Origin of the sequence: Bacteroides sp. 3_2_5 (genome assembly GCF_000159855.2) — a bacterium.
GTDB lineage: Bacteria > Bacteroidota > Bacteroidia > Bacteroidales > Bacteroidaceae > Bacteroides > Bacteroides fragilis.
Genome location: NZ_JH636046.1, coordinates 1 through 21,966, shown reverse-complemented (window position 1 = coordinate 21,966; position 21,966 = coordinate 1). Strand labels below are relative to the sequence as shown.

General features: G+C 46.2%; 16 protein-coding genes. 14 read left to right on the top strand and 2 right to left on the bottom strand.

Annotated elements, in window-relative coordinates; all coding sequences use genetic code 11:
• Nucleotides 1-15 precede the first annotated feature (15 nt).
• Both BSHG_RS02010 and BSHG_RS23375 read right to left on the bottom strand, forming a co-directional pair.
• Complete coding sequence (locus tag BSHG_RS02010) at nt 16-1,830, bottom strand: MutS-related protein (protein WP_008661373.1); 1,815 nt, start codon at nt 1,828-1,830, stop codon at nt 16-18.
• A 90-nt stretch (nt 1,831-1,920) separates the two neighbouring features.
• Complete coding sequence (locus BSHG_RS23375; protein WP_045899403.1) at nt 1,921-2,145, bottom strand: hypothetical protein; 225 nt, start codon at nt 2,143-2,145, stop codon at nt 1,921-1,923.
• 245 nt (nt 2,146-2,390) lie between these two features.
• Here BSHG_RS23375 and BSHG_RS02015 point away from each other — a divergent pair, with 245 nt between their 5' ends.
• The 14 genes from BSHG_RS02015 (at nt 2,391) to BSHG_RS02080 (ending at nt 20,415) form a co-directional block, all read left to right on the top strand.
• Nucleotides 2,391-3,023 (top strand): DUF6563 family protein, encoded by a 633-nt coding sequence (locus tag BSHG_RS02015; RefSeq protein WP_008661371.1) that lies wholly within the window; start codon nt 2,391-2,393, stop codon nt 3,021-3,023.
• A 197-nt stretch (nt 3,024-3,220) separates the two neighbouring features.
• Nucleotides 3,221-5,206, top strand: coding sequence for a urocanate hydratase (locus tag BSHG_RS02020; RefSeq protein WP_008661369.1), 1,986 nt, complete (start codon nt 3,221-3,223; stop codon nt 5,204-5,206).
• 68 nt (nt 5,207-5,274) lie between these two features.
• Nucleotides 5,275-6,177, top strand: a complete 903-nt coding sequence (ftcD, locus tag BSHG_RS02025; protein ID WP_008661368.1) for a glutamate formimidoyltransferase — start codon at nt 5,275-5,277, stop codon at nt 6,175-6,177.
• Nucleotides 6,178-6,183: 6 nt separating this feature from the next.
• Nucleotides 6,184-7,437: an imidazolonepropionase gene (gene hutI / locus BSHG_RS02030; protein WP_008661367.1), complete on the top strand. Its 1,254-nt coding sequence runs from the start codon at nt 6,184-6,186 to the stop codon at nt 7,435-7,437.
• Between the two features lie 34 nt (nt 7,438-7,471).
• Complete coding sequence (locus tag BSHG_RS02035) at nt 7,472-8,101, top strand: cyclodeaminase/cyclohydrolase family protein (protein ID WP_005791594.1); 630 nt, start codon at nt 7,472-7,474, stop codon at nt 8,099-8,101.
• Nucleotides 8,098-9,594 carry a histidine ammonia-lyase gene (gene hutH / locus BSHG_RS02040; RefSeq protein WP_005797649.1) on the top strand — a complete coding sequence of 499 codons (1,497 nt, stop codon included), beginning with the start codon at nt 8,098-8,100 and terminating at the stop codon, nt 9,592-9,594. Before BSHG_RS02035 ends, hutH begins: the two co-directional genes overlap by 4 nt.
• A 310-nt stretch (nt 9,595-9,904) precedes the next feature.
• Nucleotides 9,905-10,549, top strand: a complete 645-nt coding sequence (locus BSHG_RS02045) for a TetR/AcrR family transcriptional regulator (RefSeq protein WP_008661364.1) — start codon at nt 9,905-9,907, stop codon at nt 10,547-10,549.
• A 50-nt stretch (nt 10,550-10,599) separates the two neighbouring features.
• Nucleotides 10,600-11,952, top strand: coding sequence for a TolC family protein (locus tag BSHG_RS02050; protein WP_005791600.1), 1,353 nt, complete (start codon nt 10,600-10,602; stop codon nt 11,950-11,952).
• A 28-nt stretch (nt 11,953-11,980) separates the two neighbouring features.
• Complete coding sequence (locus BSHG_RS02055; protein WP_005797650.1) at nt 11,981-12,997, top strand: efflux RND transporter periplasmic adaptor subunit; 1,017 nt, start codon at nt 11,981-11,983, stop codon at nt 12,995-12,997.
• 100 nt (nt 12,998-13,097) lie between these two features.
• Complete coding sequence (locus BSHG_RS02060) at nt 13,098-16,256, top strand: efflux RND transporter permease subunit (RefSeq protein ID WP_005791604.1); 3,159 nt, start codon at nt 13,098-13,100, stop codon at nt 16,254-16,256.
• Between the two features lie 18 nt (nt 16,257-16,274).
• Nucleotides 16,275-16,568 carry a PG0541 family transporter-associated protein gene (locus BSHG_RS02065; protein ID WP_005791607.1) on the top strand — a complete coding sequence of 98 codons (294 nt, stop codon included), beginning with the start codon at nt 16,275-16,277 and terminating at the stop codon, nt 16,566-16,568.
• Between the two features lie 116 nt (nt 16,569-16,684).
• Nucleotides 16,685-18,058: an SGNH/GDSL hydrolase family protein gene (locus BSHG_RS02070; protein ID WP_005791608.1), complete on the top strand. Its 1,374-nt coding sequence runs from the start codon at nt 16,685-16,687 to the stop codon at nt 18,056-18,058.
• On the top strand, nt 18,045-18,941 hold the full coding sequence (locus tag BSHG_RS02075) for an SGNH/GDSL hydrolase family protein (protein WP_005791610.1): 897 nt from the start codon (nt 18,045-18,047) through the stop codon (nt 18,939-18,941). The genes BSHG_RS02070 and BSHG_RS02075 overlap by 14 nt, the downstream gene beginning before the upstream one ends.
• Nucleotides 18,928-20,415 carry an MBOAT family O-acyltransferase gene (locus tag BSHG_RS02080; protein ID WP_008661359.1) on the top strand — a complete coding sequence of 496 codons (1,488 nt, stop codon included), beginning with the start codon at nt 18,928-18,930 and terminating at the stop codon, nt 20,413-20,415. Before BSHG_RS02075 ends, BSHG_RS02080 begins: the two co-directional genes overlap by 14 nt.
• The last annotated feature ends 1,551 nt before the right edge of the window (nt 20,416-21,966 follow it).

Below are 21,966 nucleotides of genomic sequence, written 5' to 3'. Positions count from 1 at the left end.
AATACGAAATGGGGATTAGTCGTCGATGACGGCTATTCCCATTTTTTTCATCAGGAAGCAGGCATTCATGTTCTGCGCAATTCCATCTCTGAGCTTGTAGGAGAAAGTCAGTTCGTTGTTAGTGATGTCCGCTTCGAAACAATAGTTGTGGATATCTTTGGGGAATAGATTGATAAGAGAGCCTAGCAGGAGATCGTGAGTGGCAATAATGCCGTTCGCCTGTAAAGCCATGAATTGTTTGATCAGTGCGAAGGAGCCCTTTTGTTTATCCATCGAATTCGTTCCTTTCAGAATTTCGTCGAGTATGATGAACAGTTCCTCGCCGGAGTTCAGTTTATCAATAATAAGTTTCAGTCGTTTCAGTTCTGCAAAGAAATACGATTCATTGTCTGCCAATGAGTCGGTCGTGCGCAGGCTGGTGACGAGTTGTGCCGGATATAGCTTCATCTTCTCTGCCCAGACAGGGGCTCCGATACATGCCAGCAGATAGCTTACTCCTATGGTACGTAGATAGGTGCTTTTCCCTGCCATATTCGCACCTGTTATGATGATGAAGAAAGGACGCTTTGCGATCCGGATATCATTGCGTACACATTTATTTCGATTCATCAATGGATGACCCAATGCTTCGGCCTCCACGCAAAATGGTTTGGATGCAATTTCGGGGAACACATATCCGGGATGATTATACGCAAAACAGGCCAGCGAACAGTAAGCATCCATTTCGCCAATGGCTTCAAGCCAATCCGGCAGGTGGGCTGCATAGTTTTCCTTCCAGGCTTCTATCTTCATGACTTGCCGCAATTCCCAGAAAAATAGTCCGTTCAGGACAAATTGCATTAACATATTGTTTCGTTGGTCCAGTGCATTCATGAGTTCGGTGAGGCGTTTTACGGCTTGTGAAGCCGTTTGTTTTTCACCTCCCACCAATTCCTTGATTTCCTTTAATGCGCTGCATCGCATTTTTTTCTCCTCAATAATGTGAATGAGTCGTGCATAGGTTGTCAGTATCAGCATCTTTTTACCGTAAACAGACTGCATTCGGCTAATACCTTTTGAGAATGAAGAACTGAACAATCCTATACTTGCGAAGACGATTCCCCATGTGGTGAATGAGATGATTCCGGCTATGGCCAGCCCGATGCAGACAGCATTGGCGGTGGGGATAAGGATAGCCAAAGTTCGGAAATACCATTTCTTCCGATAATATTCCGGACTCGAAGCCCAGTTCCTGATTTCTTCTTCGTCAGCAGTTTTACCTTTATGCAGCAATCCGAGTACACGGAAATGCTGGCGCATTTCTAACTCCGGAGCCAGTTCCCGTACTGCTTCCTGTCGTTTCTCTATCTCCGCTTTGCTCTTCAGGTGCATATTCATCCATTCTGCCAGTCTTTTTTTACCGGGTTGCGTGGCAGTCCGGTTTATGTACTGAAAGAGTGAATGTTCTCCAAATACGTCCAGGTCATAAGTATAAAGATGTGATGGATTGATAAACTCCTCCCCATTATCGAAAGCTGACGTATCGTATGTAAGGGCTTGTAATTCCTGTCGGTTGATTTCTATCTTCTTTTCAAGGTAATCTTTCTGATGAAACAACCGGTTGTGCAGTTTCACCAATAATATGAAGGGGATGAAGGTGATAGCCGCGATACCGCCGATCACCAGCCTGCCCTCGTCCCAGAAATAAATGATACCTGCAATTCCTGCCGCGAAAAGTATCAGTCGGAGTGTACCGATACGGTAAATGTGTTGTTTTACCTTTGCCAGCTTCGATTCCGATTCGAGAATAATCCGTTGATAAGTGTCTATGATGAGATTTAGTTGTTCCATATTTCCTTGATTGTTTGACCCGCAAAAATAATATATTTAGCGTGAGTACGGCGCTCTCTTGGCATGAGCTTGTTTTTGTCAAGAGCAGATTTACTTATTATTAACGTTGGAGCCGGTTTCCGCTTTCCTTTCAGGTACATTTCCCGTCTCTTCCGGAGATTCTTCATATTCTTCTTGGTATATCTCCGGATATCCCGGTCTTTTCTTGCCGAAGCTGCCGGGTAGAGAGTTTGCAGAGCCGGGATCCGAGTGAAATAGAGCCGCTGTTTCGTTTCGGCAGAGCCTTGCTTTAGGGCAAACGGAGCCTGAACTCATCTTTAGCTCCGTCTGTTATGGGGAGGTTGGGTGAAGTGATTCCATAAAAAAAGGGAGCAATAGCCTCCCTCTTTCATTCCTAATATAAATTGAACGTACTTTATGATTCTGATAGTAAAGATACGACATTGGAGAGCAAAAGTCAAGTGTTTTCTCCTTTTTCTTAAACTTTTCTTCTGAAAACTTGCTCCGATTCGTTAAAAGGTGTACCTTTCCGCCATGAAAGTCTTTAATAGGATGCGTTTATGAAGAAATTGTGTTTCCTGCTGTTGATGAGTTGGGTAGTGATGGATGTTACTGCGCAGAATGTCGTATATTCCAATCTGAAAGGGCTGCTCGCTTGTGAAGGAGATACGGTTGCCTCGCTGAAAGTGGAGAAACGTACAAAGAATCATATTCTGATGACCGGTGGTGCCGACTATAAGATCAGTGCCAGTCCGGACGATTCCATGTGCAAATACCTGAAGTCCCGCTGTTATGCCGTGCAGGCGGACACTTCCCTTTATGTGAACTGCAAGAGATTACGCTATAAGAAGTTTCGTTTCGGAGGTTGGTATGCTCCCGCCCTGCGCATTGGAGACCATATTTATTTTAGTGCCATTCCTTTAGGTTCCGTAGCTGCCGGCAGCGATGCCACGATGGATGTGATGCTGGGTGGTCAATTCGGCGATGCGATTGCTGCTTCCGCTTTAATATCCAAACGGGTATATTATGAAATAGATCCTGAAACCAATAAGGTAGGATTTGTCGGAAAAGAGCGGATGGGAGAACTGCTTGGGGGGCATCCTGATTGGAAAGCCGCCTATCTGAATGAAAATAGCGAGTCTGCCAAAGTTACCGACAAATATCTGCGACTGCTGAAGGCGGAAGAGAAGTAGCGTTTCGATCAGCAGCAGGGACTGCTGCCTTGCCACTATACAACCCAACAGGCGACTACTCATTTGCCTCTCTTTATTATTCTAACCTTTTGATAATAAATCTGCTGAAATCTTGGTAGATTCCCACCTTTTTTCTATATTGCGAAGAGTTATCAAATTGTAGAGCTGACAGTTTGTAATCCTTAATTCCTTTTATTATGAAAATGACTCTCAGCAATCAGTTACCTGAATATCCGGTATTCGCCGAAGGTATTCGCCGGGCGCCCGACCGTGGATATACCCTTTCGCCGGCACAGACCGTCACGGCCTTAAAAAATGCATTGCGTTATATCCCTGTGGAACTGCACAGAAAACTGGCTCCTGAATTTCTGGAGGAGTTGCGGACCCGGGGACGAATCTATGGGTACCGTTTTCGTCCGGCAGGCGACCTCAAAGCCAAACCCGTCGACGAATATCAGGGGAACTGTATTGAAGGCAAGGCCTTTCAGGTGATGATCGACAATAATCTTTGTTTTGATATCGCTCTCTATCCTTATGAACTCGTCACTTATGGCGAGACCGGGCAGGTATGTCAGAACTGGATGCAATACCGGTTGATAAAACAATACCTCGAACTCCTGACGCGTGAACAGACGCTTGTTATCGAATCGGGACATCCGTTAGGGCTTTTCCATTCCCGTCCCGATGCCCCTCGGGTCATTATCACCAATTCAATGATGGTAGGCATGTTCGACAATCAGCATGACTGGCATGAGGCAGCCCAGATGGGAGTCGCCAACTATGGCCAGATGACAGCCGGCGGATGGATGTACATTGGGCCGCAGGGTATTGTGCATGGCACATTCAATACTCTGCTGAATGCCGGCCGGCTCAAGCTAGGCATCCCTCAAGATAAGAACTTGAGTGGACATTTGTTCGTTTCCTCCGGTTTGGGTGGTATGAGCGGTGCCCAACCCAAGGCAGCCGAAATAGCCGGTGCTGCTTCGATTATAGCCGAAGTGGACCGCTCGCGTATTGAAACCCGTTACAAGCAAGGGTGGGTGGAGCATGTCACGACTGATCTCCATACCGCTTTCCGGATGGCACTGAGCGCTGCTGAACGGCATGAATCCTGTTCGGTGGCCTATCATGGCAATGTAGTAGACCTGCTTGAATATGCCGTTCAGGAAGATATTCCTATTGAACTTTTATCCGATCAGACCTCCTGTCACGCTGTTTACGAAGGTGGGTATTGTCCTGCCGGAGTTACTTTCGAAGAACGTACCCGGTTGTTGCATGAATCTCCCGAAGCGTTTCGTCGGTTGGTAGACGAATCCCTCCATCGTCATTTTGCAGTGATCAAGAAACTTGTTTCCCGCGGAACTTATTTTTTCGATTACGGCAACTCGTTTATGAAAGCTGTCTATGATGCCGGAGTCAAAGAGATTTCACGAAACGGAACCGATGAAAAAGACGGCTTTATCTGGCCGAGTTATGTGGAAGATATTATGGGACCGGAGCTCTTTGACTATGGTTACGGTCCATTCCGTTGGGTATGTCTCAGTGGTAACCCCGAAGATCTTGCCAGAACGGACCGTGCTGCGATGGAATGTATCGATGTGAAACGTCGCGGACAGGATCTGGACAATTATAACTGGATACGGGATGCCGGCAAGAACCGGTTGGTGGTGGGTACACAGGCCCGTATATTGTATCAGGATGCTGTCGGTCGTTTGAAGATAGCTCTCCGGTTTAACCAAATGGTGCGTGACGGAGAAGTCGGGCCTATTATGCTGGGACGCGATCATCACGATGTGAGTGGTACGGATTCACCCTTCCGTGAAACCTCTAATATCAAAGATGGCAGCAATGTAATGGCCGATATGGCCGTACAGTGTTTTGCCGGGAATTGTGCCCGGGGCATGAGCCTGGTAGCTTTGCACAACGGAGGCGGAGTTGGCGTTGGCAAAGCTATCAACGGAGGTTTCGGTATGGTGTGTGACGGGAGCCTGAGAGTAGACGAAATCCTTCGTTCTTCTATGCTTTGGGATGTGATGGGGGGAGTGGCCCGCCGTTCGTGGGCCCGCAATGAACATGCGATGGAAACCAGCGAAGCGTTCAATCTGTCACATGGTGATGCCTACCACATCACGCTGCCTTATCTGGCAGATGAAGAGTTGATAAAGAGAATAGTTGCGGAATAATGAGAATAAAAATAAATCTTAATCTGTAAGAATCCGTGTAATCTGTGGTGCCCTTAAAACGATGTAGTATGAACTGGAATAAAATAGTAGAATGCGTCCCCAACTTCAGTGAAGGGCGGGATCTGGAAAAGATAGATCGTATTGTCGCTCCGTTCCGTGCCCGGTCTGGGGTGAAATTGCTCGATTATAGCAATGATGAAGATCACAACCGACTGGTAGTAACCCTTATCGGCGAGCCGGAAGCTCTGCGTGATGCTGTTATCGAGGCTATTGGAGTGGCTGTGGAATTGATAGATCTTAATCACCACCGGGGGCAGCATCCCCGCATGGGGGCCGTTGATGTAGTGCCCTTTATTCCCATTAAAAACGTGACGATGGACGAAGCCGTCTCTCTTTCCCGGGAGATAGGAGAGAAGGTAGCCGGGCTTTATCACCTTCCTGTCTTCCTTTATGAGAAATCGGCGACAGCCCCTCATCGTGAAAATCTGGCAGCTGTTCGCAAAGGAGAGTTCGAAGGGATGGCCGAGAAAATGAAACTGCCCGAATGGCATCCCGATTACGGTCCTGCCGGATGCCATCCTACAGCCGGGGTAGTCGCTATCGGTGCCCGTATGCCGCTGGTGGCCTATAATATCAATCTGAGTACTGATAATCTTGAAATTGCAACCAAGATAGCCAAAAATATCCGTCATATCAATGGTGGTTTGCGTTATGTCAAAGCGATGGGGGTAGAACTGAAGGAACGGAACATTACCCAGGTGTCTATCAACATGACCGATTATACCCGTACGGCACTTTATCGTGCTTTCGAGTTGGTGCGCATCGAAGCCCGTCGCTATGGAGTGATCATTCTCGGTAGCGAAATCGTAGGGCTCGTCCCGATGGAAGCACTGATCGATACTGCTTCCTACTACCTCGGTCTGGAGAATTTCTCCATGCGGCAAGTGCTTGAATCACGTATAATGGAATAGAGAATCATGAGTGAGAACTTAATTATATTCAATGCCAAAGTAGTGACTCCGCTCGGCTTTTCGGCTCGGAAAGGGAAAGAGATGGCGGAACTGCGAATTTTGGAGAAAGCGACAGTCGAAGTTGTAGATGGGATCATTACCTATGTCGGTCCCAACCGGGGTGAAGTGCGTGATGGATATTATCATCACTTCTGGCATTACAATGCTCGTGGGAAGTGTCTCTTGCCGGGTTTTGTCGATTCACATACCCATTTCGTATTTGGGGGAGAGCGGGCCGAAGAATTTTCGTGGCGCCTCAAAGGGGAGAGTTATATGTCTATCATGCAGCGTGGCGGCGGTATAGCCAGTACAGTACAGGCTACCCGTGAACTCTCTTTCATTCATTTGCGCTCTAAGGCAGAAGGACTCCTCAAGAAGATGACAGCCATGGGAATTACGACCGTCGAAGGCAAGAGCGGATACGGTCTGAACCGCGAAACGGAATTGTTGCAACTCAAGGTGATGCGCAGCCTGAATAAAGATGAGGGTGTACGGGTGGATATTGTGCCTACTTTCCTGGGTGCACATGCGTTGCCTGACGAATATAAAGAGCGTCCTGATGATTATATTGACTTCCTGATCCGTGAGTTACTTCCGGTGATTCAGCGGGATTCACTGGCTGAATTTTGTGATGTGTTCTGCGAAGAAGGCGTTTTCTCCATCGAACAGTCACGTCGTTTGCTTACAGCTGCCGGAGATTATGGTTTCTTACCAAAACTTCATGCCGACGAGATTGTCCCTTTGGGAGGTGCCGAACTGGCTGCCGAATTGGGAGCTGTATCTGCCGACCATCTGCTTCATGCTTCCGATGCCGGTATCGAAGCCATGGCGCGTAAGGGAGTGGTTGCCACACTCCTCCCGCTCACAGCGTTTGCCTTGAAGGAGCCTTATGCACGGGGACGCGACATGATTGATGCCGGATGTGCCGTAGCCCTGGCTACCGACCTGAATCCGGGCAGTTGTTTCTCCGGTTCCATTCCACTGACGTTTGCCTTAGCCTGCATTCACATGCAGCTCACTGTAGAAGAAGCAATTACGGCCCTTACCCTGAATGGGGCGGCTGCACTCAACCGTGCCGACTCTATCGGCAGTATCGAAGTGGGTAAAAAAGGCGACTTCGTAGTGCTCGACTCCGATAATTACCATATTCTTCCCTATTATGTCGGGATGAATTGTGTAAATACGACTATCAAAGGCGGAATGCTTTATCCGTCTGTCTGAATTGAGATATAAACCCGATAATACTTGAAGAATTATGTTAGCAGAATTGACCGTAAAAGAATTTTTAGATAAAGTAGCCGGTAGTGATCCTGTACCCGGAGGCGGCAGTGTGGCTGCTCTTAACGGTGCGGTGGCCTCGGCGCTGACTGCAATGGTGGCCGGACTTACCATCGGGAAGAAAGGATACGAAGAACATGAAGAGTTGATGAAGCATATTTCCCGTCTGAGCATCCGGCAGCAGGAGCTTTTTGTTGAATACATTGACCGTGATTCCGAGGCATACGACCATGTTTTCGGTTGTTTCAAGTTACCCAAATCTACAGATGAAGAAAAGGCCGCTCGTAGTGCTGCTATCCAGGAGGCCACTCGTTTTGCGGCCCTCGTTCCGATGCAGGTGGCGCGCAATGCCTGTGAGCTGATGGAGATCATAGCTGATGTAGCGCGTTTAGGCAATCAGAATGCCATTACGGACGCATGTGTAGCCATGATGGCTGCCCGTTCGGCAGTATTGGGCGCTTTGCTGAACGTCCGCATCAATCTGGGTTCGCTCAAGGATAAAACCTTTGTTGACGAGCTGAAGCGGGAAGCCGACCATTTGGAACAATTGGCATGCATGCGTGAGAAAGAATTACTTGAAGTTGTCAACCAAGAACTGAACCAATGAACAATGTTTATTATGTAGGCTCCGGTGAACTGACTTTCAGTATCATCGAACGCATCATTAACGAAAACCTGAAACTTGAACTGGCTCCCGAAGCCGAACAGCGCATCCGGAAATGCCGTGATTATCTCGACCGGAAAATTGCGGCTTCCACCGAGCCGCTGTATGGCATCACTACCGGTTTCGGTTCGTTGTGCAGTAAAAACATATCGTCCGATGAACTCAACACCTTGCAAGAGAATCTTGTGAAAAGCCATGCGTGCAGTGTGGGTGAGGAGTTACGCCCGGTCATTATCAAGCTGATGCTGTTGCTTAAAGCCCATGCTCTTTCCCTGGGTCACAGCGGGGTACAGGTCATCACCGTACAGCGCATTCTCGACTTTTTCAATAACGACGTAATGCCTATTGTCTACGATCGCGGATCCTTGGGGGCTTCGGGTGATCTGGCGCCGTTGGCCAACCTCTTTTTGCCTTTGATTGGAGTTGGCGATGTTTATTATAAAGGTAAAAAGCGGGAAGCCATCAGTGTGCTCGACGAGTTTGGTTGGGAGCCTGTGAGATTGATGAGTAAGGAGGGACTTGCTTTGCTGAATGGTACCCAGTTCATGAGTGCCAACGGAGTTTTTGCATTGCTCAAAGCCCGGAGGCTTTCAAAGAAGGCAGATATGATTGCTGCCCTTTCACTTGAAGCGTTCGATGGGCGCATCGATCCTTTTATGGAGTGTATTCAGCAGATCCGTCCCCATCCCGGTCAGATTGAGACGGGAGAGATATTCCGTCGCCTGCTGCATGGAAGTGAGCTGATAGCCCGTACCAAAGAACATGTACAGGACCCTTACTCTTTTCGTTGTATTCCTCAGGTGCATGGGGCAACGAAAGATGCCATCCGGTACGTCTCTTCTGTTTTGTTGACTGAGATAAATTCAGTGACGGACAATCCGACCATTTTCCCGGATGAAGATCAGATCATATCCGGCGGCAACTTTCACGGACAACCGCTGGCCCTCTCTTTCGATTTTCTTGCCATCGCAATGGCCGAACTGGGCAACATTTCCGAGCGGCGTGTAGCCCAGTTAATTATGGGGTTGCGTGGTCTTCCAGAATTTTTGGTCGCCAATCCGGGACTTAATTCCGGTTTTATGATTCCTCAGTACGCTGCTGCCTCTATGGTCAGCCAGAATAAGATGTACTGCTATGCGGCCTCGAGTGATTCAATAGTCTCTTCCAACGGTCAGGAAGATCATGTTAGCATGGGAGCCAATGCCGCTACCAAACTTTTCCGGATCATGGATAATCTGGAGCACATCCTTGCCATCGAGTTGATGAATGCTGCGCAGGGAATTGAGTTTCGTCGTCCGGCAAAAACTTCTCCCATCCTTGAGCGCTATCTGGCTGCATATCGTAAAGAGGTTCCGTTTGTAAAGGATGATATCGTGATGTACAAAGAAATTCATAAAACGGTAGCTTTTCTCAATCGGACCAGATCCGAGTATTAGTAGAGTCTTCTTTGTCATTCCTCTCACTTCTTCATTCATCGAAGTATATCCGCTGTTTATCGATTTTTCTCTTCCGATGGGCGGGAATACCTTTATAAGGGTATTTCCTCGCCCTATCTTTGTATCCTCATTCTCTGTTAACACTTGTTTTGATATTTGTTTCGGAAGTTATAATATTTATCAAATATGTGTGCTTAAATCAGGAAACTGAATTAACTCGTCGAGTTTTCTGCTTATCTTTGTTCAGTTTTTCGTTTTTATTGGACGAAAACGCTGATAATCGATAGTCTAACAACAAAAGAACGGGTTAATGATTGAGAATGCGAAAGAGAACTCACAAAGAGTAGAATTGAAAGACAGAATTATTGAGACAGCTTCGGAGGCTTTTACTACACATGGTATCAAGAGTATAACGATGGACGACATAGCCGCGTCCTTGGGTATATCAAAACGTACACTTTACGAAGTGTTTCAGGATAAAGAGAGCTTGCTGACCCAGTGTATTTTAAAACGTCAGGAAGAGATGAATGCTTTTCTGGCAGAGACCTTGGCCAACTCAAAGAATGTTCTTGAAGTCATTCTTGTGTGTTATCAGCGGAGCATTGAGACATTCCATCGGACTAACAAGCGTTTTTTTGAAGATATAAAGAAGTATCCGAAAGTACACAGTCTGCTGAAGAACTATCGGGAGCGGGACTCGGACAGTACGATCGAATTTTTTAAGATGGGCATTAAGCAGGGCATATTCAGGGATGATGTCAATTTTGCCATTGTCAACCTGCTGGTTCACGAACAGCTCGACTTATTGATGAATACGGATATTTGCAACAAATACTCCTTCCTTGAGGTTTACGAAGCGATTATGTTTACCTACATCCGGGGAATCTCGACAGAGAAAGGGGCAAAGGTATTGGAAGATTTTATAACGGAATATAGAAAACAAAGGATACACTAAGACAGGGAATAAAGAGATTCCCAAAGAAGATAAACAACTAAAATTATTGTATGAACAAAATGAAATGTTTCTTAAGCAAAAAGATGCTTTTGGCGGTGGTTGTACTGCTCTCGGTGGGTTATGTACAGGCACAGGAGGCAAAGGACATCGTGCTACTGACGCTTGACAAAGCACTGGAAATTGCATTGAGCGAAAACCCCACAATGAAAGTGGCCGGCCAAGAGATTCAGCTGAAAAAAGAGGCTAAGAAGGAGGCATACGGCGGACTATTTCCGGAGGTTTCATTGACGGGTTCTTACTCGCGGACACTAAAAAAACAGACAATGGTGATGGACTTTGGCGGAGAATCGCAGACCATCCAGGTAGGTTCGGACAACTCGTATAACGGAGGACTCAATGTGAGTCTCCCTGTATTTGCTCCGACGCTTTACAAGAGTATCAATCTGACCAAGACAGATGTGGAACTGGCTGTTGAAAAAGCACGCTCGTCGAAACTCGACTTGGTGAATCAGGTGACCAAGGCATATTATCAGTTGTTGTTGGCCCAGGACAGCTACAAAGTGCTCCTGCAGAGTTATGCGCAGGCAGAAGCCAACTATGAAGTGGTGAAAGCCAAATATGAGCAGGGAACGGTTAGCGAGTATGATAAGATACGCGCCGACGTACAGGTGCGTAGCCTGAAACCCTCGGTAGTATCTGCCGGTAACGGAGTGAATCTTGCCCGCTTGCAGTTGCAGGTACTGATGGGTATGGATACGGAGGTGGAAATTGCTGCCGATGGTAATCTGAAGGACTATGAAATGGTGATGTTCCGTCGTCAGATGGAAAGCAACCAGTTGAATCTGAATAACAACAGCGATTTGAAGCAGTTAGACTTAAATGCCGACTTGTTGAAGAAAACACTGGCTGTGCAGCGAACCAATTTCATGCCGACATTGGCTGCATCGTTCAACTATTCGTATACATCGCTGAATAATGACTTCAAGATGTCGCATTACAAGTGGTTCCCATATTCTACTGTCGGTCTGAGTCTGAGTATCCCTTTGTTTAAGGCAAGTAACTTTACGAAGGTAAAGCAAACTAAGATCCAGATGCAGCAACTGGCCGAGAACCGCACCAACGTATATCGCCAACTCACCATGCAAGCCACCAGTTATCTGGATAATATGGCTGCAAGTACCGAGCAGGTAGTCAGCAACAAAGAAGGAATCGTACAGGCGGAAAAAGGACGTTTGATAGCCCAAAAACGTTATGAAGTAGGTAAAGGGACTATCCTTGAATTGAACGATTCGGAAGTGGCGCTGACACAGGCCCAGTTGACTTACAACCAGTCTATCTACGACTATTTGGTTGCTAAGGCTGATCTCGATCAGGTATTGGGAAGAGAAGAAGTAACAGAGTAACTAAACACACAACAATTAAAATTTGAATATGAAAAGATGTTTCCAATTAGTAGCCCTGCTCGCCGTTGTGCTATTGGGCTCGTGCACTGGAGGAAAAGACAAAAGTGCTGCTGAAAAAACAGAGGAAAAGCCGAAAGTGAAATTGGCCGATGTGACAGCACGCCCGGTAGAACAGATACAGGAATACACGGCAACCGTAGAAGCTGAAGTGAAGAATAACATTGCTCCGTCATCACCGGTGCGTATTGATAAAATCTTTGTGGAAGTGGGCGATCATGTGTCCAAAGGCCAGAAACTAGTGCAGATGGATGCTGCCAACTTGAAACAGACTAAGCTGCAACTGGACAATCAGGAAGTGGAATTCAATCGTATCGATGAACTGTATAAGGTAGGTGGTGCTTCAAAATCGGAATGGGATGCTGCAAAGATGGCCTATGACGTGAAGAAAACTGCTTATCAGAACTTGTTGGAAAATACTTCTCTGCTGAGTCCTATCAGTGGGGTGGTAACTGCCCGCAATTACGATAGCGGCGATATGTATAGCGGTGGTAATCCGGTGCTGACCGTTGAAAAGATTACTCCGGTCAAACTTTTGATCAATGTATCCGAGGTTTACTTCACCAAGGTGAAGAAAGGTGCTCCCGTGAATGTGAAGCTCGATGTCTACGGTGATGAGGCTTTCGAAGGCAAGATCAGCTTGATTTATCCGACGATCGATCCGTCTACCCGTACATTCCAGGTGGAGATTCAATTGCCTAACCAGAATCAGAAAGTACGTCCGGGAATGTTTGCCCGTGCCAGCCTGAATTTTGGTACGGAAGAGAACGTCGTTGTTCCCGATTTGGCTATTGTGAAGCAAGCTGGTGCCGGCGACCGTTATGTGTATGTATACAAGGATGGAAAAGTGACATACAACAAAGTGGAACTGGGACGTCGCATGGGTACCGAGTATGAATTGAAATCCGGTGTACCCAATAATTCTCAGGTAGTCATTGCCGGTCAGACCCGATTGATCAACGGCACTGAGGTAGAGGTAGAAAAATAATGAATCAATGTAACCGTATGTTGTGTACAGCTTTATAAGTTGAAAGCTATACAATCCGATGACATACGGCGCATTATCCACATTTTAATAATTAGCAAAAATGAGTTTATACGAAGGAGCGGTAAAAAAACCGATTATGACCTCCCTCTGCTTCCTTGCAGTGGTGATTTTTGGTCTCTTCTCTTTGTCAAAATTACCTATCGACTTGTATCCGGACATCGATACAAATACGATTATGGTAATGACCGCCTATCCCGGAGCCAGTGCTTCGGATATAGAGAACAACGTGACTCGTCCGTTGGAGAATACGCTGAATGCTGTCAGTAACCTGAAGCATATCACCTCCCGTTCGTCTGAAAATATGTCTCTGATTACATTGGAGTTTGAATACGGTAATGATATCGACGTACTGACTAATGATGTGCGTGACAAGCTGGATATGGTCAGCTCGCAGCTTCCGGATGATGTGGAGAATCCCATCATCTTTAAGTTTAGCACCGACATGATTCCGATTGTGTTGCTGTCGGTACAGGCCAATGAAAGTCAGTCGGCACTTTATAAAATCCTGGACGATCGCGTTGTGAACCCGTTAGCACGAATTCCCGGTGTGGGTACGGTATCCATCAGTGGTGCTCCCCAGCGTGAGATCCAGGTATATTGCGACCCCGGCAAACTGGAAGCCTATAATCTGACTATCGAAACAATCAGTTCGATTATCGGAGCCGAGAATAAGAATATTCCGGGCGGTAACTTCGATATCGGTAATGAGACCTATTCGTTGCGTGTCGAAGGAGAGTTTGACGATTCGCGACAATTGGAAGATGTTGTGGTGGGTAGCTACAATGGAGCGAATGTCTATCTGCGCGATGTGGCCCGCGTGGTCGATACCGTGGAGGAGCGTGCTCAGGAAACATATAATAATGGGGTAAAAGGAGCCATGATTGTGGTGCAGAAACAGTCGGGTGCCAACTCTGTGGATATTTCAAAGAAAGTGGCCGAGGCTTTACCGAAGTTGCAGAAGAATTTGCCGAGCGACGTGAAGCTCGGAGTGATTGTCGATACATCCGACAACATTCTCAACACCATCGACAGTTTGGCCGAAACCGTACTGTACGCCCTTTTGTTTGTAGTTATCGTGGTGTTCCTCTTCTTGGGACGCTGGCGTGCCACATTGATTATTTGTATTACTATTCCGCTTTCATTGATCGCCTCGTTTATTTACCTGGCAGTCACCGGAAATACAATTAATATTATCTCGCTTTCATCTCTCTCTATTGCCATCGGTATGGTGGTGGACGATGCGATTGTGGTACTCGAAAATGTGACTACCCATATCGAGCGCGGTTCCGATCCGAAACAGGCTGCCGTGCACGGAACGAATGAGGTGGCTATTTCCGTAATTGCCTCTACACTGACCATGATTGCAGTGTTCTTCCCACTGACAATGGTAAGCGGTATGTCGGGGGTGATGTTTAAGCAGTTGGGTTGGATGATGTGTGCCATCATGTTCATTTCTACAGTAGCTGCTTTGTCACTGACACCGATGCTCTGTTCGCAATTGTTACGTTTGCAGAAGAAACAGTCTAGGACTTTCAAACTTCTTTTCGGTCCTATTGAGAAAGGTTTGGATGCTTTGGATACAGGCTATGCCCGTATGTTGAATTGGGCGGTTCGCCATCGTCCGATTGTCATCTTCGGTTGTATCGTGTTCTTTGTGGTCAGCTTGTTCTGTGCCAAGAGTATCGGAACCGAGTTCTTCCCGGCACAGGATAATGCCCGTATCGCGGTTCAGTTGGAGTTGCCTATCGGAACACGCAAGGAGCTGGCACAGGAGGTCTCAGAGAAACTGACTAACCAGTGGCTCAATAAATACAAAGGTGTAATGACCGTATGTAACTATACCGTAGGTCAGGCCGACTCAGACAATACCTGGGCCTCTATGCAGGACAATGGTTCCCACATCATTTCGTTCAATATCAGTCTGGTCGATCCGGGAGATCGTGACATCAGCCTTGAACAAGTCTGCGACGAGATGCGTGAGGACCTGAAGAAATATCCGGAGTTCAGCAAAGCACAGGTGATCCTGGGTGGTAGCAACACGGGTATGTCTGCTCAGGCAAGTGCCGACTTCGAGGTATATGGTTATAGTATGGAAGAAACCGACAGTGTAGCTGCACGTTTGAAACGTGAACTGCTGAATGTGAAAGGTGTATCGGAAGTAAACATCAGCCGTAGTGATTATCAGCCGGAGTATCAGGTAGACTTCGATCGTGAGAAGCTGGCTTTGCACGGACTGAACCTGGCAACTGCAGGTAACTATCTGCGCAACCGTATCAATGGTGCCATTGCCTCCAAGTATCGTGAGGATGGAGACGAATACGATATCAAAGTGCGTTATGCACCGGAGTATCGTACCAGTATTGAAAGTATCGAGAACATTCTTATTTATAACAGTCGTGGCGAAGCCGTACGTGTGAAAGAGTTGGGTAAAGTTGTCGAGCGCTTTGCTCCTCCTACTATCGAACGTAAAGACCGCGAACGCATTGTGACCGTTTCGGCTGTTATCTCGGGCGAAGCGTTGGGTAATGTAGTGAATGCGGGTAATGCTATCATCGATAAGATGGATATTCCGTCGGACGTAACGATTCAGGTAGCCGGTTCGTACGAAGACCAGCAAGATTCGTTCCGCGACCTGGGTACGCTGGCTATTCTTATTGTGGTACTGGTGTTTATTGTGATGGCAGCGCAGTTCGAATCATTGACTTATCCATTCATCATCATGTTCTCACTGCCGTTTGCCTTCAGTGGAGTGTTGATGGCGCTTTTCTTTACAAAGAGCACGCTGAGTGTAATGAGCCTCTTGGGAGCCATCATGTTGATCGGTATCGTTGTAAAGAATGGTATTGTACTTATCGACTACATCACTCTTTGCCGCGAACGTGGACTGGCTGTGCTCAACTCTGTCGTAACAGCAGGTAAGAGCCGTCTTCGTCCGGTATTGATGACCACTGCTACTACAGTTCTCGGTATGATCCCGATGGCAATTGGCGGTGGACAGGGTTCGGAGATGTGGAGCCCGATGGCGATTGCCGTAATCGGTGGTCTGACTGTTTCCACTATTCTGACTTTGGTCCTGATTCCTACTTTGTACTGCGTCTTTGCCGGTACAGGTATCAAGCATCAGCGTAAGGTATTGAGACGGAAACGTGAGCTGGAGGCTTACTTTGAAGAGCATAAAGATGAAATGATTAAGAAATAATAAAGAAGAAATCAAGATATGAAATCAGTATTAATCACATTCGATCAGGCTTACTACGAACGTATCATTGCTTTGCTGGACCGTTTGGGTTGTCGGGGCTTCACCTATTTGGAGCGTGTGCAGGGACGTGGTTCGAAGACCGGTGATCCGCATTTCGGCAGCCACGCCTGGCCTAGTATGTGTTCGGCCATCATAACGGTGGTGGATGACAAGAAGGTGGACCCGTTGCTGGATGCGTTGCATCGGATGGACATGCAGACAGAACAGCTCGGTCTGCGGGCTTTTGTCACTAACGTGGAGCGAAGCATTTAATCCTTTGCCTACACAGATAACATCAGAGGAGAATCTGCGTGAATTTCATGCAGATTCTCCTCTCTTTTTATGGGTTTTATCTATCTTTGCAACTTCTTATTAAATTAAGAGCGTGCATGAAAAATTATTTGAAATATTCGTTATGGCTGACATTGATCGTCCTGTTCGCATTAATTGGAATGCACTGGCTGCCTGCTATAACGATCGACGGACATACGATGAGGCGTGTCGATTTGCTGAGTGATGTCCGTATGCCTGAACCTGATAAAGATGAAGTAGTGGCAGACAGTCTGCCGCCGGTCCCGGTTGTGAAACCTGCATTTGTAGATACGTGCCGCAGCGGAATGACTTGTATCGAAGATTATAGTGACTCGACGATGCGAGGGATGACTCCTTTTTATCGTGCGCTGGACGAAATTCAGTCCAAAGGTCGCTTGGTCCGTATAGCTGTGTTCGGTGATTCCTTTATTGAGGCGGATATTTTCACAGCCGATCTGCGCGAGATGTTGCAGAAGCGTTTCGGCGGATGTGGTGTAGGCTTTGTCACCATAACTTCGATGACCAGCGGCTATCGTCCGACGGTACGTCATTCTTTTGGCGGATGGTCTAGTCATGCAGTGACCGACAGTGTTTACTTTGATAAAAAGAAACAAGGTATTTCCGGGCACTATTTTGTTCCCCGTGAAAGAGCTTACGTTGAACTTCGCGGACAAAATAAATATGCTTCTTTACTCGATACCTGCCAGATAGCATCCATCTTTTTCTATAATAAGGGCGAGGTCAATCTTTCTGTATGTGTCAACCGTGGGGAAGCTGAAGCGCGGGACTTTTCTACTACTGGTCGTTTGCAGCAGATGAAAGTGAATGGTCGTATCGGTTCGGTACGCTGGGATATCAATCGGGCAGATTCCACTTTGTTCTATGGGGTGGCAATGGACGGCACACAAGGAGTTGTTGTCGACAACTTCTCTTTGCGTGGTAGTTCAGGACTTTCCCTTCGCAGCATACCATCCAAAATGCTGCAAGAGTTTAATGCCCAGCGGCCTTATGATTTGATTATTCTGGAATATGGACTGAACGTTGCAACCGAACGCGGAAGAAACTACGACCCTTATAAGAAAGGACTTCTCACAGCCATTAACCACCTGAAAGAATGCTTTCCGCAGGCCGGTTTTCTTTTGTTGAGTGTGGGCGATCGTGACTATAAGACTGATACCGGTGAACTGCGAACAATGCCCGGAGTGAAGAATCTGATCCGCTACCAGCAGAATATAGCGGCAGAGAGTGGTATTGCTTTTTGGAACATGTTCGAGGCTATGGGAGGAGAGGGTAGTATGGCCGAGCTGGTGCATGCCAAGCCCTCTTTGGCTAATTATGATTATACACACATCAACTTCCGGGGTGGACGTCACTTGGCAGGACTACTATACGAAACATTGATTTATGGAAAAGAACAGTATGAAAGGAGAAAGGCCTATGAGGCTGAATAGATGGCTGGGGGTGTTGATCCTTTTGCTTTCCGGTGTTTGGTCGGTTCGGGCACAGGACCTTTTGCCAGCCTGTCCGCAGGTGGATAAAGGCACGAAGGCTTGTAAGCCGATGCGTGAACCGGGATCATTGGGGGATACTGTTTCGGTAAAAATTGTTTTTCCCGTAGCTTTCAAAGGTGTAGGGAGGAATGAGGTCGTGGATAGTCTTGGGATACTGGCTCCGGTGCTCGAACATTTGCGGCTGGTGCAAAACGGGAGTTCGGAAGATACTGTGCGCATTGTTCATATTGGTGACAGTCACATTCGCGGGCATATTTTTCCTCGTACTACCGGTGCCCGTCTGACCGAAACATTCGGAGCGATCTCCTATACGGATATGGGGGTGAACGGAGCCACTTGCCTGACTTTTACGCATCCCGACCGTATTGCAGCCATTGCAGCCCTGAAACCCGAACTATTAATACTTTCGTTTGGAACGAACGAAAGCCATAACCGAAAATACAATTCGAATGTACATTACCGGCAGATGGAGGAATTGCTTGAACTGTTGCATGACAGTCTGCCTGATGTTCCTATCCTGATGACTACGCCTCCGGGATCTTATGAAAGTTTCCGTCAACGTCGTCGGCGTCGCACATACGCTATTAATCCCCGAACGGTAACGGCAGTGAACACGATTCATGATTTTGCCCGCCGCCATAAACTGGTGGTGTGGGATATGTATAATGTTGTGGGCGGAAGCCTGCGCGCCTGCAAGAACTGGTCAGACGCCCAATTAATGCGTCCGGATCACGTACATTATCTGCCTGAAGGCTATACGCTTCAGGGAGAATTATTATATGAAGCCATTATTAAAGCCTATAATGAATATGTTTCCCATTGATATTGATTTCAGCCGCCTGTTGGAGGCTTTCAAATATAATCCGGATGCGCCGATGATATTCAGCAGCGGAATTTTTCTTTGGCTGTTCGCTGCGTTTATGGTAATCTATACACTGTTGCAACATTGCAATACGGCACGGATTCTGTTTGTTGCTCTTTTCTCCTATTATTTTTATTACAAGAGTAGTGGAACCTATTTTTTCCTGTTGGCCATCGTTACTGTTACCGATTTTGTGATAGCCTGGCTGATGGATCGAACCGATGTCCGCTGGAAACGTAAGTTTTGTGTGGTACTCAGTGTATCGGTCAATTTGGGATTACTCTGCTACTTTAAATATACCAATTTTCTGGGTGGGGTCATTGCCTCGCTGATGGGAGGGGAGTTTACGGCACTTGACATCTTTTTGCCTGTCGGCATCTCCTTTTTCACATTCCAGTCGTTAAGCTACACCATTGATGTCTATAGGAAAGAGATCAAACCTTTGACCAGTCTGCTGGATTATGCCTTTTATGTCTCTTTCTTTCCACAGTTGGTGGCCGGGCCCATTGTCCGGGCACGTGATTTTATTCCGCAAATTCGTAAACCGCTCTATGTGTCGCAGGAAATGTTCGGCAGGGGTATCTTTCTTATTGTGGCAGGTTTGTTCAAGAAAGCGGTTATCTCCGATTACATAAGTATTAACTTTGTTGAGCGTATTTTTGATAACCCGACACTCTATTCGGGAGTCGAGAACCTGATGGGGCTTTATGGTTATGCTTTGCAGATTTATTGTGATTTTTCAGGATATAGTGATATGGCAATCGGCATTGCTCTTTTACTTGGTTTCCATTTCAATTTGAACTTTAATTCTCCGTATAAATCAGCGTCGATCACTGAGTTCTGGAGACGTTGGCATATTTCTTTGTCGAGTTGGTTACGCGACTATCTTTATATTTCTTTGGGAGGTAACCGTCACGGGAAGTTCCGTCAATACCTCAATCTGATTATTACCATGTTCCTTGGTGGACTATGGCATGGGGCTTCATGGAATTTTGTGCTTTGGGGTACTTTTCACGGAGTGGCACTTGCTCTTCATAAAGCATGGATGTCCATTATTGGGCGTAAAAAGGGGGAGACCAGTCACGGTATTCGCCGGGTATTGGGTGTTATCATTACTTTCCACTTTGTCTGCTTTTGTTGGATTTTCTTCCGTAATGCTGACTTTCACAATTCGATGGACATGCTGAATCAGATTTTTACTGCTTTCCGTCCACAGCTTTTCCCACAACTGATAGAAGGGTATTGGCGGGTATTTGCACTGATGGCAGTTGGTTTCCTGCTCCATTTTGCTCCGGATAGTTGGGAAAATGCCGTTTGCCGTGGAGTGATCAAGCTTCCTTTCTTAGGTAAAGCTATTGTAATGGTGGCTATGATTTATCTGGTCATCCAGATGAAGAGCAGTGAGATTCAGCCGTTCATCTATTTCCAGTTCTAGTAGTTATCGCCTTTACTTCTTGAAAGTATTTTAGCTTATTTTGATCTTGTCAATATGCAGGAAAGTCCTAGTGATGTTGTTATTTATTTTGAATAGAAGAATGTTATTCCTGAGCAATATTCTGGACGGGAAACCTGCAACAAGAGATTCCGTATGGCACAGTATTTATTTTGCGTCTTTTTTATAAAAGAGTTATATTGATAATTATCCGGTTAGTTGTAAGTTATTGAGGATTTTGTATAACGTTGACGGTGTTCTTCCGAAGCAGTAATACTGCAATCATTAGTGGTTATCTTCACTGGGATCAGTTTACCCATGCACAGGATTAGCTGCTTTTTGAAAAGAATATCGCTTTATTGATAAAGTTGCCCTTTCGCGTGGTGAACTCTATACCATACTCACCAACAAGGTTGCCCATGGTGGGAAAGATAGTATTATCGGAGTCTGTAATTTGAACTGTGTTAGCAAAGCTAATAATTCATATCTTCTTGTTGCTGACACAGTTCAAATTACAAACTCACTTGCTTTATGCTATTTGCTTTTTCTTTTTTCCCTTTTGTGCTTTTGTCTGATGCTTTTTGAGTTATTTCTTTTATAGATTTTCTTCAATGGCTTCTTTTTTTGTAATCGATTCGTAACTAATTAACCGATCTTTAGTTCTTTGTCCTCCTGTCCTTGTGACTGTCTTGCTGTTCTCCTGTCTTTCGTAATTGTACTCCTCTTGCTTTCACTCCCAACCTTGCTTTTAAAAATCCCCTGCCCCCATGCTTGTCCTAATCGCAACTATCCCTTTCCATCCGCAACTTATCCCTTTTCCCAGAAAATCCCCCCTTTTTTCTCTATTTTCTTCATTCTCAATCCTTTTCCCCCTTTTGTTTTTCCTCTTCCTATTACTTGATTTAACCCTCTGTTAAATCAAGCCTTTTGTTTTTAAATAACAAGTCTTTTCGAATCCAAAGCTTTGTTCTTTCCGCCCCTGAAATAAATCTCTCCCCAACCGCATTAACAATGTTAACGCGGGCTTCCGTTCAATTTTTGTTTGACTCCTGTCTGATTCCCGTTCAATTCCCGCCAAGGTCCCACCGAGTTTTTTGCTTAAACCCCGTTTAATTTCCGTCAAGTTCCCGCTAAATTCCCTATTTTCTCCTCAATTTCCTCCCGCAAACACTTCTCCTTCTCCCTTTCTCGGCAAATCCCCTTTTCCCTCTCCCCTATAAATTTCCCCTATATAATATAATAATGTGTCCCTTTCCTTCCCCGACCTTTCCCTTTTCCATAATCAATTATCAGAACCTTCCTCTTCCTCAGCCCTTTACGTTTTTATTCAAAATATTTTCAAAAAAATCCCCTTTTATATTTGTCTCTTATCTCCTAATGCCTTACTTTTGCATCCGCTTTCCAAGAGACGGACAGCATTTAATTTTGACATGTTGCAACGGCGTAGGACGTGCCTTACAGAATAACAAAAATAATTTCCTTTTTATTTGGATCATTATTATAAAAGTTGTTATCTTTGCAGTCCGATTCGCAGAGCGAGGGCCTTTGGTTGTC

Coding starts and splice junctions, on each gene's coding strand:
- BSHG_RS02010 (WP_008661373.1), bottom strand. CDS start 1,830: ATGGAACAACTAAATCTCATCATAGACACTTATCAACGGATTATTCTC.
- BSHG_RS23375 (WP_045899403.1), bottom strand. CDS start 2,145: ATGAGTTCAGGCTCCGTTTGCCCTAAAGCAAGGCTCTGCCGAAACGAA.
- BSHG_RS02015 (WP_008661371.1), top strand. CDS start 2,391: ATGAAGAAATTGTGTTTCCTGCTGTTGATGAGTTGGGTAGTGATGGAT.
- BSHG_RS02020 (WP_008661369.1), top strand. CDS start 3,221: ATGAAAATGACTCTCAGCAATCAGTTACCTGAATATCCGGTATTCGCC.
- ftcD (WP_008661368.1), top strand. CDS start 5,275: ATGAACTGGAATAAAATAGTAGAATGCGTCCCCAACTTCAGTGAAGGG.
- hutI (WP_008661367.1), top strand. CDS start 6,184: ATGAGTGAGAACTTAATTATATTCAATGCCAAAGTAGTGACTCCGCTC.
- BSHG_RS02035 (WP_005791594.1), top strand. CDS start 7,472: ATGTTAGCAGAATTGACCGTAAAAGAATTTTTAGATAAAGTAGCCGGT.
- hutH (WP_005797649.1), top strand. CDS start 8,098: ATGAACAATGTTTATTATGTAGGCTCCGGTGAACTGACTTTCAGTATC.
- BSHG_RS02045 (WP_008661364.1), top strand. CDS start 9,905: ATGATTGAGAATGCGAAAGAGAACTCACAAAGAGTAGAATTGAAAGAC.
- BSHG_RS02050 (WP_005791600.1), top strand. CDS start 10,600: ATGAACAAAATGAAATGTTTCTTAAGCAAAAAGATGCTTTTGGCGGTG.
- BSHG_RS02055 (WP_005797650.1), top strand. CDS start 11,981: ATGAAAAGATGTTTCCAATTAGTAGCCCTGCTCGCCGTTGTGCTATTG.
- BSHG_RS02060 (WP_005791604.1), top strand. CDS start 13,098: ATGAGTTTATACGAAGGAGCGGTAAAAAAACCGATTATGACCTCCCTC.
- BSHG_RS02065 (WP_005791607.1), top strand. CDS start 16,275: ATGAAATCAGTATTAATCACATTCGATCAGGCTTACTACGAACGTATC.
- BSHG_RS02070 (WP_005791608.1), top strand. CDS start 16,685: ATGAAAAATTATTTGAAATATTCGTTATGGCTGACATTGATCGTCCTG.
- BSHG_RS02075 (WP_005791610.1), top strand. CDS start 18,045: ATGAGGCTGAATAGATGGCTGGGGGTGTTGATCCTTTTGCTTTCCGGT.
- BSHG_RS02080 (WP_008661359.1), top strand. CDS start 18,928: ATGTTTCCCATTGATATTGATTTCAGCCGCCTGTTGGAGGCTTTCAAA.